Raw genomic sequence first — 14,997 nt, 5'->3', positions numbered from 1 at the left:
CGGTGCCTTGCCTGACCTTTCGGCGAATTAACCGATGGGCTCGGGAAGCCGGCGCACGCGGTAGCCGAGTTCGATGACCGCGCCGGTCGCCGGATCGCCGAGTTCGACGCGCCACCGGTCGGCGAACTGGTCGGCGCCGGGGCGCATGGGAATCGTCCCGGACAGCAGCACGACCCCGGCTTCGCGCAGGCCGCGTCCGGCGAGGACGTCCAGCCAGTAGGCGGGCGGCAGCAGTTCGGCGAGGGTGCCCCGCTGGATCTCCTCGCCGTCGCCTGCCCACGCCCGCAGCGTCAGCTCGTCGATCCGGTCGGACACCTCGGTGAGCCGCCACGCCCGGCGCGCCAGCACGTCCGGACCGGCGTTCTTGCTCCACGCCACGCCGTGCACCTCGAGTTCCCGGTCGGTGTGGTCGCAGGCGGCGGTCAGCAGGACGTCCGCGGGCCCGGGGCCGGTGATCACCAGCGCCCATTCCGCCTCGCCCGACGTGCGCGCGTGCTGCGCGGGCACCTCGTCGGTCTGCGCCGCCAGGTACGGCGCGACCGGGTAGAGGGCGGGCGTCGTGGCCGGGGCGGGCACGCCGAGCTCGGCCAGTTCGGCGATGTGGGCGGCGACGCCGTCCTGGTTGCGGCCCGCGTAGCCGGCGTTGAGCAGGGTGTGCACCCGGGTGGCGATCTCGGTGCCGTCGGGCAGCGCGAACCGCAGTTCGGGATGGGTGGGCATCGGCTCTCCAAAGCTCGGTTTCCAGGTTCTCGGCTTGCACACCTTGCGCATGCAGGTTGTATACAACCAGTATTACCAGCCATCGGGGGCTCGCGGTAAGGAGGATGAGCGATGACCACGACCGAATCCGGTCCGCCGCCGGAGGCGGCCGCGGAACCCGTCCGGCCAGGATCCCTGCGCCGGGCGTTCGCGGCGAGCCTGTCCGGTACGGCGCTGGAGTGGTACGACTTCGCGGCGTATTCGGTCGCCGCCGCGACGGTGTTCGGCGGCCTGTTCTTCCCGCAGGGCGACAAGCTGGCCGGCACGATGGCCGCGTTCTCCACGTATGCCGTCGGTTACCTGGCCCGCCCGCTCGGCGGGTTCGTGTTCGGCCGGCTCGGTGACGTGCTCGGCCGCAAACGCGTCCTGGTGATCACGCTCGTGCTGACCGGCGTCGCCACGTTCCTGATCGGCGTGCTGCCCACCTACGGCGAGATCGGCGGGTTCGCGGCGGTGCTGCTCGTCCTGCTGCGCTTCGCCCAGGGCGTCGGCATCGGCGGCGAATGGGGCGGCGCGGTCCTGCTCTCCAGCGAGTTCGGCGATCCGGCCCGCCGGGGTTTCTGGGCGTCCGCGGCGCAGCTCGGGCCCCCGGCGGGCAACCTGCTGGCCAACGGCGTGCTGGCGGTGCTCGCGCTGGCGCTCACCGACGCGCAGTTCAACTCCTGGGGCTGGCGCGTGGCGTTCCTGCTGTCGGGTGTGCTGGTCGGATTCGGCCTGTGGATCCGGGTCCGCCTGGAGGAGACCCCGGTGTTCCGGCGGATCGCCGAGCGCGGCGACCGGCCGAGCGCGCCGATCTCCGAGGTGTTCCGGCACGAGTGGCGGGCCCTGCTGGCCGCGATCCTGGTGCGGGTGTGCCCGGACGTGCTGTACGCGTTGTTCACCGTCTTCGTGCTCACCTACCTGACCCAGGAGCTGCACATGTCCCGGGGCCAGGGGCTGGCCGCGGTGATGATCGGATCGGCGGTGCAACTGGTGGTGATGCCCGCCGCGGGCGCGCTGTCCGACCGGGTCAACCGGCGCCGGCTGTACCTGTTCGCGACGATCGCGGCCGCGGTGTGGCCGTTCGTGTTCTTCCCGCTCGCCAGCGGGCGCTCGTTCGCGGTCGTGGTGGCCGGGGTGGTGGTCGCATTGATCATCCACGCGGTGCTCTACGGACCGCAGGCGGCGCTGGTGACCGAACAGTTCTCCGAACGCCTGCGCTACACCGGAAGTTCGCTCGCCTACACGCTGGTGGGGGTGATCGGCGGGGCGCTCGCGCCGCTGCTGTTCACCGCGCTGCTGGCCGGGTTCCACACCTGGGTCGCGCTCGCGGTGTACCTCGCCGCGACCGGGGTGCTCAGCGCGCTGGGCGTGCTCCTGGCCCGGGATCCCGCCTGATCACGTGCCGAGCTGAATCGCGAGGGTCGCCTCGAGGTGGTGGTCGATCGCGGCGAGGGCCGCCGCGAGGTCCCCGGCCGCGAGCGCCTTCAGGATCGCCCGGTGCTCGGTGAGCACGGCCGCCTGCCGGTCGGGCCCGTGCACCAGGGCGACCTGCCCGGCACGCAGCTGGCGGGCGCGCAGGTTGTCGTAGGTCCGGATCAGCATGGCGTTGTCCGCGGCCTCGACGAGCAGCCGGTGGAAGTAGGTGTCCAGTTCGATGAAGTGCCGGGCCATCTCGGCGCTGGTGAACTCCTCCGCCTGGTCGAGCTCCTCCTGCTGGTGCAGGGCGGCGCGCATCTCGCGCAGCGGTACGGTGCCCGCGGCCAGGGTCTTCTCCGCGGCGAACCGTTCCAGCAGGCCTCGCAGTTCGACCAGTTCGCGCAGGTCTTTCGGGGTCAGCGGGGCGATGTACGCGCCGCGTTTGGGCACGAGCTGGACCAGCTCCTCGGCGGCGAGCCGGAGCAGGGCCTCGCGGACCGGGGTGCGCGAGATGCCGACCCGTTCCGCGATCTCCTGCTCGCTGATGAACTCGCCCTGCGCGGCGGGATCGGTCAGCACGGTGTGCTTGAGGTACTCGTACGCCTTGTCGCGGCCGGAGACCGGCATGGCCACCCCCTGTTCCATACAGCTTGTATACACAGTGTAGACACAGCGTGCGGGAAAGGGAGTGGCCAACATGGGCGAATCAGGGAACGTCTGGCAGATCCTGTCGGCGGTGGAAGGCCTGGACCTGCTCGGGGGAACCGGGGAGTTCCGGCTGCGGGAACGGACGCCGTCCGGGCTGCTCTACGAGATCCGGTATCCGGCCGGGGTGGCCTCGCCGGAGCACAGCCACGACCACGACAGCGTCGTGTACCTGTTGTCCGGGCAGCTGCGGGGCACCCTGGACGGGCGTCCGGTCGAGGTGGAACCGGGCCAGACCATGGTGCACCCCAAGGGAATCGCCCACACCGTTGAGGCCATTGTGGACAGTCAATGGCTCGAGTTCAAAGCCCCGGTGCCGGGGCGGATGCCGATCGAGTGACATCCGCCCCAGCGGTCGGGGTGGCCTCGGGGGTCAGGAGTCGAGCTCGGCCAGGGCCTGCTTCGCCTGCTCCAGCTCGGCTTCCAGCTGGGCGACCTTCGCCGCCGCTTCCTCGCGGGCGGCGTTGATCACCTCGTCGATCGGGACGGACAGATCCTCGTGCAGCTCCTTCGCGGCACGGGACACGGCGGCGGCCGGGATCTCCAGACCCTTGGCCACCCATTTGCTGCCGTGCTTGAGCTCGGCCTGCCACTCGCCGTCGGCCGTGCCGGTGACGGTGAGCGTGAGCTCCACGGTGCGGGTCTTCTTGGCCGCGCCACCCTTCGGCCGGCCGCGCTTCGGCTTCGGAGCGTCTTCAGCAGGGGATTCGGTCGCGGCGGCTTCGGGAGTCTCGGTCGACGCCTCGCCGTTCGTCGCCGAGGCCTCCGGAGCTGAGGTCGCCGCTTCCTGCTGCTCTGTCAAGGAATCCACGGTCATCGTCGGTGTCGTCTCCTTGCCGGGTGGATGGGTTCTCCCGGGCGACAGCGTAGAACATGCGTTCGACTACCCAGCGTTGGGGTGGGGTTGACGGAAACCGCGAAGTCTCCATATAGTCGAGTTCGTTCAATCGAACTCGGTTAAGAGGTGACCGTGGCCGCTCGCCGTGCCCGCCGTACCCCGTTGACGCTCGCCGTGCTGAGCCTGCTCAACGAGCAGCCCCGGCATCCCTACGAGATGCAGGCGCTGATCAGGGACCGGCACATCGCCGACGTGGTCCGGATGCGGGGCGGTTCGCTGTACGACGCGATCGCGCGGCTCACCGATCTCGGCCTGGCCGAGGCGACGGGAACCTCGCGCGCGGGCGCCCGCCCGGAACGGACCGTCTACGCGATCACCGATGCCGGTCGGGCCGAGTTGCGGTCCCTGCTGCGGGAATACCTGGGGACGCGGGCCGAGGAATACCCGGTGTTCGCCGCCGGGCTGGCCCACGCGGGACACCTGCCTCGCGACGAGGTCCAGGCGCTCCTGCGCACGCGCGCGGACGAACTGGAAGGGCGGATCGAGGAAGTGGCTTCGAACCTCGCCGCCGCGCTGGCGGCCGGGATCCCGAAGGCCGTACTGCTCGAAACCGATTACGCGCAGGCGCTTCGCCGCGCCGAACTCGCCTGGCTGCGCGAAACCCTGCGCGCGGCCGAGGCGGACGAACTGGGCTGGGGACAGAGCTTCGAAGGAGCGAAATCGTGAACGAACGCATCGCGTTGCCACGCGGGCTCAGAACCTTCAACCGGGCGGTCAAAGTCCTGAACCGGATCGGGCTGCGGATGGGGCCGGTCTCCCTGCTGACCGTGCCGGGGCGCCGCAGCGGGCAACCGCGCACCACCCCGGTGACCCCGTTCGAGGTCGATGGTCGGCGGTATCTCTTCGGCGGGCTCCCCGGCGCCGATTGGGTGCGCAACGCGCGTGCCGCGGAGTCGGGGACCCTCACCAGCGGGCGTCGCGAGCGCCGGGTCCGGCTGGTGGAACTCCCGGTCGCCGAGCGCGGTCCGATCCTGCGCGAGTTCCCGGTCAAGGTGCCGAACGGCGTGGCCATGATGATCAAGGCGGGGGTGGTCGGGTCCGGCGACCCGGACGAATTCGAAGCCCTCGCCGACCGTTGCCCGATCTTCCGCGTCGAGCCCCTGCCCTGAAACCGGGGCAGGGGCTCGACGCGCCGGGTCACTCCTCGGACTTGCCGGACTTCAGGCCGGAGGAGATCAGGTCCATCACCGAGGAATCGGCCAGCGTGGTCACGTCCCCGATCGCCCGGTTCTCCGCGACGTCGCGCAGCAGGCGCCGCATGATCTTCCCGGACCGGGTCTTCGGCAGTTCGGGGACGACCATGATCTGGCGCGGTTTCGCGATCGGGCCGATCTCCTTGGCCACGTGGTTGCGCAGCTCCTGGACGGCCTCGTCGCCACCGTCGGTCGCGTTGCCGCGCAGGATCACGAACGCCACGATGCCCTGACCGGTCGTCGGGTCGGTCGCGCCGACGACCGCGGCCTCGGCGACGGTCGGGTGCGACACCAGCGCGGACTCCACCTCGGTGGTGGAGATCCGGTGCCCGGACACGTTCATCACGTCGTCGACCCGGCCGAGCAGCCAGACGTCGCCGTCGTCGTCGTACTTCGCGCCGTCACCGGCGAAGTAGAAACCCTGGTCGGCGAACCGCGACCAGTAGGTCTCCTTGAACCGCTCGTCGTCGCCCCAGATGCCGCGCAGCATGGACGGCCACGGCTTGTCCAGCACCAGGTAGCCACCGCCGCCGCGGGGCACCTCGGCGCCGCTGTCGTCGACGACCTTCGCCGAGATGCCCGGCAGCGCGCGCTGCGCGGAACCCGGTTTGGTCGAGGTGACACCGGGCAGCGGGGAGATCATGATCGCGCCGGTCTCGGTCTGCCACCAGGTGTCCACGATCGGAGCCTTGCCCGCGCCGATGTGGTCGCGGTACCAGATCCACGCCTCGGGGTTGATCGGCTCGCCGACGCTGCCCAGCACGCGCAGCGAGGACAGGTCGTACTTCGCCGGGATTTCCGCGCCCCACTTCATGAACGTGCGGATGAGCGTGGGCGCGGTGTAGTAGATGGAGACCTTGTACTGCTGGATGATCTCCCAGTGCCGGCCCTCGTGCGGGGTGTTCGGGGTGCCCTCGTAGACGACCTGGGTCGCCCGGTTGGCCAGCGGCCCGTACACGATGTAGCTGTGCCCGGTGACCCAGCCGATGTCCGCGGTGCACCAGTACACGTCCTCGCCGGGCTTGTGGTCGAAGACGTTGTGGTGGGTGTAGGCGGCCTGGGTCAGGTAGCCGCCGGAGGTGTGCAGGATGCCCTTCGGCTTCCCGGTGGTGCCCGAGGTGTAGAGGATGTAGAGCGGGTGCTCGGAGTCGAAGGCCTCCGGGGTGTGCTCGGAGGACTGACCGTCGACCAGTTCGTGCCACCACAGGTCGCGGCCCTCGGTCCACGGCACGTCGTCACCGGTCCGCCGCACCACGATGACCTTCTCCACGGATTCGGCGCCCTGCAGCGCCTCGTCCACGTTCGCCTTCATCGGCGCGGCCTTGCCCCGCCGGAACTGCCCGTCCGAGGTGATCACGATCTTCGCCCGCGCGTCGTCCACCCGGGAGCGCAGCGCGGTCGGGGAGAACCCGCCGAACACCACGCTGTGCAGCGCGCCGATCCGCGCGCACGCGAGCATCGCGATGATCGCCTCGGGGACCATCTGCAGCTGGATGGCGACCCGGTCGTGCGCGGTGACCCCGAGCGAGAGCAACGCGTTGGCGGCCTTGGAGACCTCGCGCTTGAGGTCGGCGTAGGTCAGGTCCCGGGTGTCGCCCGGCTCGCCGACCCAGTGGATGGCGACCTGGTCGCCGTGCCCGGCCTCGACGTGCCGGTCGACGCAGTTGTAGGCCACATTGAGTTTGCCGCCGACGAACCATTTCGCGAAAGGCGCACCGGACCAATCGAGCACCTGGTTCCATTTGGTGTCCCAATGCAGCCGTTCCGCCTGTTTCGCCCAGAAGGCGTCGCGGTCCGCGTCGGCTTCCGAATAGAGCTCGGCGGTGGCGTTGGCCTGCGCGGCGAACTCGTCGCTCGGCGGAAACGTCCGATTCTCGGTGAGCAGGTTGTCCAACGCGGGGGACTGCTCGGTCATGGTGCACGGCCTCCTGTTAACTGATCCTCGGCTTACGCCCGGAGGGCACGGTAACGACGTTAGTACCGGAAGTAAAAGGTCGCAGACGAGTGGCGCGATGTTCAGGTGAGCCGGGCGCACGAACCGTCCCGCACCTTCGGCCATTCGGGTGCGGTCACGGAATACCCGACGGTGTCACGCAGGGTGCCGTCCGGGCGGATCCGGTGGGCGCGCAACACACCTTCGCGTGTCGCTCCGAGCCGTTCGATCGCCCGCTGTGAGCGTTCGTGCGCTGCGGTGCTACGTGCGGTCCTTCGGCGTGGGCGGCGGCTCCATTGGTCGGTCACCGGTCAACCCCAGGCGGCCTGCTCTTATGCTCCCGGTACGCGGTTTGCGGGAGGACGAGGAGTGCGGATGGCGGATCGGGAAGAGCTCACCTGGGAGTTGTTCGGGACGGCGAGCCGGGAACTGGCGCAGGAGATCGCCGACGACGGGTTCGAACCCGACCTGATCCTGTCGATCGCCCGCGGCGGGCTGTTCGTCGCCGGGGCGCTCGGGTACGCCCTGGACGTGAAGAACCTGCACGTGATGAACGTCGAGTTCTACACCGGGGTGGACGAGCGGCTCGACCTCCCGGTGATGCTGCCGCCGGTGCCCAACGCGGTCGATCTGACCGGCGCGACGGTCCTGGTGGCCGACGACGTCGCCGACACGGGCGCGACCCTGAAACTGGTGCGCGACTTCTGCGCCGACCACGTCGCCCAGGTGCGCTGCGCGGTGATCTACGAGAAACCGCATTCCTCGGTCAAATGCGAGTACGTGTGGCGGCGGACCGATCAGTGGATCAACTTCCCGTGGTCCGTCCTGCCGCCGGTGATCAAGCGGGAAGGGCAGGTGCTGGACGCATGACCGCGGATCCGCTCGCGCCGCTGCTGGACCTCGAGGGGGTCGCGGCCGCCGCGAAATCGGCGCAGGACGCGGTGTTCGCGGTGCACCGGCTCCCGGTGAACCTGCGCGGTTCGGCGACCGCCGCCGAGGCGTCGGTGCGTGCCGCGCGGGCGTCGGCCGGGATCGACGGCGCCGATCCGGAGATCCCCGCCGAGGGCGAGGTCTCCGATCCCGTGCTGGCCGGCGCGCTGCGCGTCGCGGAGGCGCTGGAGTCGCTGCTGCCCACCTGGCGGCGGGCGCCGCTGCAGGCCCTGGCCCGGATGCACGTGCTGGCCGCGGCGGACCTCGTGGCGGACGCCGATTCGCTCGGGCGGCCGCGCCCCGGCGCGGGCCAGCGGCTGGAGCTGCTCGCGCAGCTGGTCACCGGCGCGACCACCGTGGGCGGTCCGGTGCTGACCGCGGTGGTGCACGGTGAACTCCTCGCGCTGAAGGCGTTCGGCGCGGCGGACGGCGTGGTCGCGCGGGCGGCGACCCGGCTGGCGATGGTCGCGAGCGGGCTGGATCCCAAATCGCTGACCGTCCCCGAGGTCGCCTGCTACCGGCGGGCCCGGCGGTACGCGTCGGCGGCCGAGGGCTTCGCCACCGGTGAGCCCGAGGGCGTCCGCGGGTGGCTGCTGTTCTGGTGCGAGGCCGTCGAAACCGGCGCGAAGGAAGCCCGGGGCATCGCCAGCGCCGCCCAGTGACGGGAGCCGCTAGGCGCCGGCCCGGGTGTCGGTGAGGACGGCGGCGAGCAGGCCCGGGAAGCGGGCCTCGAGGTCGTCGGTGCGCAGTTCCACCCAGCGGGTCCGGCCCTCGACCATGGTGCTGGTCAGCCCGGCCTCGCGGAGCACCCGCCAGTGGTGCGACAGCGTCGGCGCGCTGATTTCCACGTCGTAGGCGTCCACCGCGCACGTCCTCGGTTCGATTTCGGTGCTGAGCGTGCGGATCAGCTCGAGCCGCACCGGATCGGCCAGCGCGTGCAGCACGGTCACGATGTCGATGTCGTCCCGGCTGGGCTGCGGCAGGTGCCGTGTCACGCCGCGAAGCCTCCCTCATCGTTAGATTGTTTGACAACCATCAAATGGTTCTCTCACCATACCCCCATGACAATTCGACGATCATCTAATGATCGGCTGTCGATGGGGGTTCTGCTCGTGCTCGCCGTGGGCACGTTCACCGTGGGCACCGACGGGTTCGTCCTAAACGGACTCCTGCCATCCATCGCGCGCGACCTGAACGTCTCCGAGTCCACCGCCGGGCAGCTGACCACGATCTTCGCGATCACCTACGCGATCGCCTCCCCGCTCATCGCCGCGGCCACCGGCGACTGGGACCGCCGTCGCCTGCTCGGCGGTGGCCTGGTGCTGTTCACGATCGGCATGGCCGGGCAGGCGCTCGGCACGACCTACGCGGTGGTCGCCGTTTCCCGCGTGCTCGCGGCGGTCGGCGCGGCCGCCTTCCAGTCCAACGCGTACGTGGTCGCCGGGGCGCTCGCCACCGACGATCGGCGCGGGCGCGCGCTCGCGACGGTCTCGGCCGGGATGAGCACCTCCGCGGTCCTGGGCGTGCCGATCGGCGTGCTCGCCGGGCAGGGCCTCGGCTGGCGGCCGGTCATGTGGGCGATTGGCGTGGCCGGGGTGCTCGTCGCGGTGGCCATCCCGCTGCTGCCCGCGGTCCACGTGCCGCCGGTGCGCCTGCGCGCCCGGTTGTCGGTGCTGATCCGGCCCGCCGTCGCCAAGGTGCTCGTGGTGACCGTCGTCGGCGCGGTCGCGACCTTCGCGGTGTTCGTGTACCTGCCGCTCATCGTGGCGCCCTCGGCCACCGGCGCGGCGCTGTCCTGGGTGCTGGTCGCGCTCGGCGCCGGTCAGGTCGCCGGCAATTCGCTCGCCGGGCGCTGGACCGACCGCTTCGGCCCGGGCCCGGTCCGGCTGCTCTCGCTCGGCGGTTCGGTCGTGACGTGCGCGATCCTGAACGTCGCCGCGCCCAGCCTGCCGGGCGTCCTGCTGCTCGCCCTGGTCTCGGGCGCGGCCGGGGGCATGCTCATGGTGCCGCAGCAGCATCGCCTGTTCTCGGTCGCGCCGGACGCGCCGACCGTGGCGCTCGGGCTGAACGGTTCGGCCATCTACCTCGGCGGCGGGCTCGGCTCGGCGGCCGGGGGCGCGGTCCTGGCCACCGCCGGGGTGGACTGGCTCGCGCCTGCGGGCGCCCTGCTCGCCGCGATCGCGCTGACGCTCGCGTGCGTCTACCGCGCCGCCGCGGTTCAGCCCGCGCGGTGAGCCACCGCGAAGTGGTTGCCCGCTATCGCTTCGGGGAACCCGGGGACCAGTTCGCGGTTGTACCGCCGGAAGAGCTCCGCGGCCGTTTCGACGGTCACTTGCCACCCTGCCGAACCCAGCCACTCGGCGCAGTCCCGGCGCGGCTCGCGCTGCCACAGGTCGCGGAGGTCGACGCCGAACCGTTCCGACGCCCCCTGGAATTCGGGATCGTCCAGCAAGTCGTCGGGACCGCGGTCACCGGTCTTCTCGATCGCGATCCGGCTGCCCGGCACGGACAGCTTGTGGACGCGGTCGAAGAGTTCCTCCTCGGCCCGGGCCGGGAGGTAGGGCAGCAGGCCCTCGGCGAGCCACGCGGTCGGCCGGGCGGGGTCGAATCCGGCCTCGCCCAGCGCGGCGACCCAGTCGTCGCGCAGATCGGTCGGCACCGGGTGGCGGCGGCAGGACGGCTGGGCGCCCAGCCGGTCCAGCACCTCCTGCTTGAACTCCAGCACCTTCGGCTGGTCGATCTCGTACAGATCGCAGCCGGGCGCCCAGTTCAGCCGGTACGCCCGGGTGTCCAGCCCCGCGGCCAGGATGACCACCTGGTCCACCCCGGCGGCGGCGAAGTAGTCGTCGAAGAACCGCGACCGCACGCCCAGGTAGGTCGCCATGGTGCTCCACATCGGATCCGATCCGTCCCCGTCTGCTTCCGCGACGGTGATCGGCATCGGGGTGGGCGGGTTGGCGGTCCGGACGAACTCGGCGGCGTACGGGTCGGTGATCAGGGCGTTGGCGCGCTCGGTCTCGACGGCGCGCCCGGCCGCGACGCCGAGCGCGGTCAGGCCCACGCTGGACACGATGTCCCATTGCGGGTGGGTGCTGGTCACAGTGGCTCCCCGAAGTCGATTACTTAGCATCCCTAATCGACTGTGGCACTGTGAACCCGCACGCGCACCTTCCGTGTCCGATGTACCCGAGTTCTTGACAGTGTGTTCTTGATCTCACCCCTTATGGTGGCCCCGCCGGTCACCACAAGGGGCGGCGTCAGCCGACTTCGGCGGGCTCGCACGCGCAGGCGCCGAGGGCCTTGCGCACGTAACCGTCGTTGCTGCTGACCATGTCCGCCGCCTCGGCGGTGTCCACCCCGCACAGCAGGCGCACGAGCGCGACCTTGAGGTCGCCGCCCGCCTCGAGCAGCGCGTCGGCGCAGGCCTGCTCGCTCATCCCGGTCGCCTCGCGCAGGATGCGCACGGTGCGCCCGCGCAGTTTCGCGTTCGTCGCCCGGACGCTGACCATCAGGTTCGAGAACGTGCGGCCCATCTTGATCATGGTCGCGGTGGAGAACGCGGTGAGGATGATCTTCTGCGCGGTGCCCGCCTTCATCCGGGTCGAGCCCGCGATCACCTCCGGTCCGGTGTCCACCGCGATCAGCACGTCCACCTCGGGTGGCCGCACCGCGCCGGGATTGCCGGAGACCAGCGCGGTCCGCGCGCCGAGCCGGCCGGCCGCCTGGAGCGCGCCGAGGACGAACGGGGTCCGCCCGGACGCGGTCAGGCCGAGCACGAAGTCACCGGGTTCCACCGAAGCGGAGACCTCGGCGGCGCCCGATTTGGCGTCGTCCTCGGCGTTCTCGACCGCCTGCCGCAGCGCCCGTTCGCCGCCGGCGTGGTGCGCCACGAACCAGTCGGCCGGGACGTTGAAGGTGGGCACCAGCTCCGCGGCGTCGAGCGTCGCCAGGCGCCCGGACGTGCCGGCGCCGAAATAGTGCACGCGGCGCCCGTTCCGCAGCGCTTCGACGGCGTAGTCCACCGCGTGGGCGAGCTGCGGCAGTACCTTGCGCACCGCTTCGGGCACCCGGCGGTCCTCGGCGTTGATCGTCTCCAGGATGCCGGCCGTGGACATCAGGTCGATGTCCGTGGTGCGTGGATTCCGCTGCTCGGTGGGCGAATCGACGTGGACGATCTGGCGCGGAACCGTCATCATGCGCTTCACTCCAGTACTTGCTGCGACTTCGCGCGCGACACGATCGTGTCGCCGGGGCTCGGTCATTTGCCGTTGTCCCTGGGACGCCTTCTGCCGTCCGGCCTGACCCCGAGCCGGTGCGAGCCGACCGCGTCCCGCGTCGCGTCGAGCGCGTTGACGGCGGTGTCCATGTGCCGCTGCGCGACGCCGATGAAGAGGCAGTCGATGACGGTCAGCTGCGCGATCCGGCTGGCGGTCGCCCCGGAACGGAACGTGGTCTCCCGCGCCGCGGTGGTCAGCACGTAGTCGGCGACCTCGGTGATCGGCGAACGGGGGAAGTTCGTCAGCGCGACCGTGGTCGCGCCGTGCTCGCGGGCCACCCGCAGCGCCTCGACGGTGTCCGTGGTCGCGCCGGTGTGCGAGATGCCGAACGCGATGTCGGCGGAGCCGAGGACGGCGGCCGAGGTCAGCATGATGTGCGTGTCGGACCACGCGAACGAGACGCGGCCGATGCGGTGCAGCTTCTGCTGGAGGTCGGCGGCGACGAACGCGCTCGCGCCCACGCCGTAGACGTCGACGCGCCCGGCCGAGGCCACCAGGTCGATTACCTTCTGTAACGTCGCGACGTCGAGCTGATCGGCGGTTTCCTCGACCGCGCGCGCGTCGGCGAAGCTCACCTTGCCGATCACCGCGGCGAGGTCGTCGTCGTGGCCGATCTCGCCGCCGAGGTTGCGGCTGGAGCGGGCCTCGGACCGCGCGGTGTCGGCGGCGAGCGCGATGCGCAGCTGCGGATAGCCGCCCACGCCCACCGCCTTGCAGAACCTGGTCACCGTGGTCTCGCTGGTGTTCGCGGCCAGCGCGACCTCGGTGATGCTGCGCCGGGCCACGGAGGCCGGGTCGTCCAGGACGACCTTGGCGACCCGCTGTTCGGCGCGGGCGAGGCCGGGCAGGAGGGAACGGATCCGGACCAGGGGGCTGGCGTCGGCGTCCCGGGCCGGCGTCGTATCGGCGTCGGTCGGTGTTGACACGGCTACGGATTCGACCTCCGCGACCGTGGGAAACTTACTAACCGTTGGCATTTGAGACAAGGCTACCCACACCCTTCAAACAGAGCGCAACCCGTCAGCGTTTGCACGTCCAGGCTGCGATCACTCAGTTGCCCGGAAAGTCGCCAACAAGGTCCAGGTCGTTAACGTGCACTTGTTAACGACTTGGCAACTTAGTGTCGCAACCGAAACTAAGCGCCTGCTGCTATCGAGTGCGGAGCTGCCAGCCCGCCGCGGAGAACGATGACGCAGCGTGTTCTCCGTCGAGCAATGTGTCATGATCCGCCGTGATCCTGACACTATCCACCGAGACGCCCCGGCCGGTGTAGGACGAGTCGGTGAAATATCGCCAGCGCACGCTGACCTGCGCGGATGCCGGCACTTCGGCACGGGCGTGCCACCAGGCCCGATGCCCGTGGCCGGCGAGCGAGGAGACCTCGCCGCGCGGCGCTCCCGGGCCGGAAACCCGCACCGGTACCGGTGTCCAATTCGTACCGTCCGTGCTGAATTCGAGCACAAGTTGATCATTGCTGACGGTATCGATAAAGGTGTCGAAGGTCACGCGCATCCGCCCGTGCGGACGCAGCGGCGGAGTCGTGAGCGTTGCCTTGCCGTTATTGCCCAGATCGCTGAACCAGGCGTCCGGACCGCGCACCGGGAGGACGGCCAGCGAACGGGCCAGCGCGGTCGCCCAGGCCTCCCGGGCCGGATTGATCGTGCCCCAGCCGCGGGTCGGGTGCACCCGGTTGGTGAACAGGGTCGCGATCGACCGGGACTTCGGGTCGATCACCAGCGAGGTGCCGGTGAACCCGGTGTGCCCGGCCGAGCCCGGCGCGGCCAGCCCGCCCATGTACCAGGGCTGGTCGAGTTCGAAGCCCAGCCCGTGCTCGTCCCCGGGGAACGCCTGGTTGTAGTTCTTCAGCATCGTCCGCACGGTGTCCGGGCGCAGGATCCGCTGCCCGCGGTAGACGCCTCCGTTGAGGATGGCCTGGCCGAGGATCGCCAGGTCACCGGTGGTGGAGAAGACCCCGGCGTGCCCGGAGACCCCGCCGAGGGACCACGCGTTCTCGTCGTGGACCTGACCGCGCACCATGCCGCGCGGCGGGTTCGACTGGAACTCCGTCGCCGCGATCCGGTCCAGCTTCGACGCGGGCGGGTTGTAGCCGGTGTCGGTCATGCCGAGCGGCCCGGTGATCCGGTCGCGCACCACCGCGTCCAGGGTGGCGCCGGTCAGCTTCTCCACCAGGAAGCCCAGCGTCATCAGGTTGATGTCGGAGTACCGGTACGTGGTCCCCGGCGCGTCCTTCAGCGGGCTGTCGAGCACGGCCTTGCGCCGCGACGGGATGTCCGGATACCCCGCCCACAGCGACGGGATCGGATCCGCGTCCAGGCCGGACACGTGCGTGAGCAGTTGCTTGACGGTGATCGATCCCTTGCCGTTCACCCCGAACTCGGGCAGGTACTCGACGACCGGCGCGTCCAGTGCGACCTGGCCGCGCTCGACGAGCTGCAGCACCGCGATCGAGGTGAACAGCTTGGAGATCGAGGCGATGTCGAAGATCGTGTCGGCGCGCATCGGCACCTGCCGGTCCGCGGGCAGTTCGGTGCCCGCGGCGTCGGCGTAACGCACCGCGCCACCGGCGGCGAACCGGGCCGCGATCACGCCGTCGTGGGCGAGCAGGCCGACCGCCCCGGAGAAGTGCGGATGCCCGCTCGCGTCCGGTTCGGTCCAGCCGGTGAGGAACCGTTCCGCCGCGGCGATCGGCGCCGGGTCGAGACCGGCCTCGGCCGGGCCGCCCTCGCGCAGGACCGTGTGCGCGGGCGCGAACCCGTGCCGCGGGCGGTCGAACCGGCCCGTCGCGGCCTGCTGCTCGGCGATGGCGCTCGCTCCCGGAATGGTCAGGGCCGTGACCGCGACGACGAACGCGACCACCCACTTGCCAGCACGCATTGTCCCCTG

The 14,997-nt window shown here is 70.8% G+C and carries 16 protein-coding genes and 1 pseudogene; 7 read left to right on the top strand and 10 right to left on the bottom strand.

Annotation, left to right across the window (positions count from 1 at the left end; all coding sequences use genetic code 11):
- Positions 1–27: 27 nt before the first annotated feature.
- The gene (locus FXO23_RS23685) at positions 28–720 is read right to left on the bottom strand and encodes a DUF2848 domain-containing protein (protein WP_158887596.1); all 693 of its coding nucleotides are present in this window, start codon (positions 718–720) and stop codon (positions 28–30) included.
- A 111-nt stretch (positions 721–831) separates the two neighbouring features.
- Between FXO23_RS23685 and FXO23_RS23680 the strand changes: the two genes are divergently transcribed.
- A complete protein-coding gene (locus tag FXO23_RS23680) occupies positions 832–2,136 on the top strand; it encodes an MFS transporter (RefSeq protein WP_158887595.1) in 1,305 nt (434 codons plus the stop codon).
- On the opposite strand, the gene FXO23_RS23675 is transcribed toward FXO23_RS23680, so the two are convergent.
- Positions 2,137–2,802, bottom strand: a complete 666-nt coding sequence (locus FXO23_RS23675; RefSeq protein ID WP_246257713.1) for a GntR family transcriptional regulator — start codon at positions 2,800–2,802, stop codon at positions 2,137–2,139.
- 52 nt (positions 2,803–2,854) lie between these two features.
- Between FXO23_RS23675 and FXO23_RS23670 the strand changes: the two genes are divergently transcribed.
- Positions 2,855–3,202: a cupin domain-containing protein gene (locus FXO23_RS23670; protein ID WP_158887594.1), complete on the top strand. Its 348-nt coding sequence runs from the start codon at positions 2,855–2,857 to the stop codon at positions 3,200–3,202.
- A 33-nt stretch (positions 3,203–3,235) separates the two neighbouring features.
- On the opposite strand, the gene FXO23_RS23665 is transcribed toward FXO23_RS23670, so the two are convergent.
- Positions 3,236–3,679, bottom strand: coding sequence for a DUF6319 family protein (locus FXO23_RS23665; protein ID WP_158887593.1), 444 nt, complete (start codon positions 3,677–3,679; stop codon positions 3,236–3,238).
- A gap of 153 nt (positions 3,680–3,832) precedes the next feature.
- On the opposite strand from FXO23_RS23665, the gene FXO23_RS23660 reads away from it, so the two are divergent.
- Entirely contained in the window at positions 3,833–4,426 is a 594-nt protein-coding gene (locus FXO23_RS23660; protein WP_246257712.1) for a PadR family transcriptional regulator, read from the top strand.
- Positions 4,423–4,869, top strand: coding sequence for a nitroreductase family deazaflavin-dependent oxidoreductase (locus FXO23_RS23655; RefSeq protein WP_246257710.1), 447 nt, complete (start codon positions 4,423–4,425; stop codon positions 4,867–4,869). The genes FXO23_RS23660 and FXO23_RS23655 overlap by 4 nt, the downstream gene beginning before the upstream one ends.
- Before the next feature lie 28 nt (positions 4,870–4,897).
- On the opposite strand, the gene acs is transcribed toward FXO23_RS23655, so the two are convergent.
- Complete coding sequence (gene acs / locus FXO23_RS23650; protein ID WP_158887592.1) at positions 4,898–6,868, bottom strand: acetate--CoA ligase; 1,971 nt, start codon at positions 6,866–6,868, stop codon at positions 4,898–4,900.
- A gap of 101 nt (positions 6,869–6,969) precedes the next feature.
- Positions 6,970–7,131, bottom strand: a pseudogene (locus tag FXO23_RS23645) (GNAT family N-acetyltransferase); the annotation flags it as partial.
- Positions 7,132–7,261: 130 nt separating this feature from the next.
- Between FXO23_RS23645 and FXO23_RS23640 the strand changes: the two are divergent.
- On the top strand, positions 7,262–7,756 hold the full coding sequence (locus tag FXO23_RS23640; RefSeq protein WP_158887591.1) for a phosphoribosyltransferase: 495 nt from the start codon (positions 7,262–7,264) through the stop codon (positions 7,754–7,756).
- On the top strand, positions 7,753–8,478 hold the full coding sequence (locus FXO23_RS23635; RefSeq protein WP_158887590.1) for an oxidoreductase: 726 nt from the start codon (positions 7,753–7,755) through the stop codon (positions 8,476–8,478). The genes FXO23_RS23640 and FXO23_RS23635 overlap by 4 nt, the downstream gene beginning before the upstream one ends.
- Positions 8,479–8,487: 9 nt before the next feature.
- Here FXO23_RS23635 and FXO23_RS23630 read toward each other — a convergent pair whose 3' ends face one another.
- Positions 8,488–8,811, bottom strand: coding sequence for an ArsR/SmtB family transcription factor (locus tag FXO23_RS23630; protein ID WP_158887589.1), 324 nt, complete (start codon positions 8,809–8,811; stop codon positions 8,488–8,490).
- A gap of 102 nt (positions 8,812–8,913) precedes the next feature.
- Between FXO23_RS23630 and FXO23_RS23625 the strand changes: the two genes are divergently transcribed.
- Positions 8,914–10,050, top strand: coding sequence for an MFS transporter (locus FXO23_RS23625; RefSeq protein WP_246257709.1), 1,137 nt, complete (start codon positions 8,914–8,916; stop codon positions 10,048–10,050).
- Here FXO23_RS23625 and FXO23_RS23620 read toward each other — a convergent pair.
- The 4 genes from FXO23_RS23620 to FXO23_RS23605 all read right to left on the bottom strand — a co-directional run bounded on the left by FXO23_RS23620 (position 10,035) and on the right by FXO23_RS23605 (position 14,988).
- Positions 10,035–10,916, bottom strand: a complete 882-nt coding sequence (locus tag FXO23_RS23620) for a class I SAM-dependent methyltransferase (RefSeq protein WP_246257708.1) — start codon at positions 10,914–10,916, stop codon at positions 10,035–10,037. The genes FXO23_RS23625 and FXO23_RS23620 overlap by 16 nt on opposite strands.
- A 157-nt stretch (positions 10,917–11,073) precedes the next feature.
- A complete protein-coding gene (locus FXO23_RS23615) occupies positions 11,074–12,009 on the bottom strand; it encodes an N-acetylmuramic acid 6-phosphate etherase (protein ID WP_425484902.1) in 936 nt (311 codons plus the stop codon).
- 65 nt (positions 12,010–12,074) lie between these two features.
- A complete protein-coding gene (locus tag FXO23_RS23610; RefSeq protein ID WP_179956854.1) occupies positions 12,075–13,070 on the bottom strand; it encodes a MurR/RpiR family transcriptional regulator in 996 nt (331 codons plus the stop codon).
- Between the two features lie 172 nt (positions 13,071–13,242).
- Positions 13,243–14,988, bottom strand: a complete 1,746-nt coding sequence (locus FXO23_RS23605; protein ID WP_158887585.1) for a serine hydrolase domain-containing protein — start codon at positions 14,986–14,988, stop codon at positions 13,243–13,245.
- Positions 14,989–14,997 lie beyond the last annotated feature (9 nt).

It is taken from the genome of Amycolatopsis anabasis (assembly GCF_009765355.1).
Classification (GTDB): Bacteria; Actinomycetota; Actinomycetes; order Mycobacteriales; family Pseudonocardiaceae; genus Amycolatopsis; species Amycolatopsis anabasis.
The sequence above is the reverse complement of the archived record's forward strand: the minus strand, read 5'-3'. Positions and strand labels throughout refer to the sequence as shown.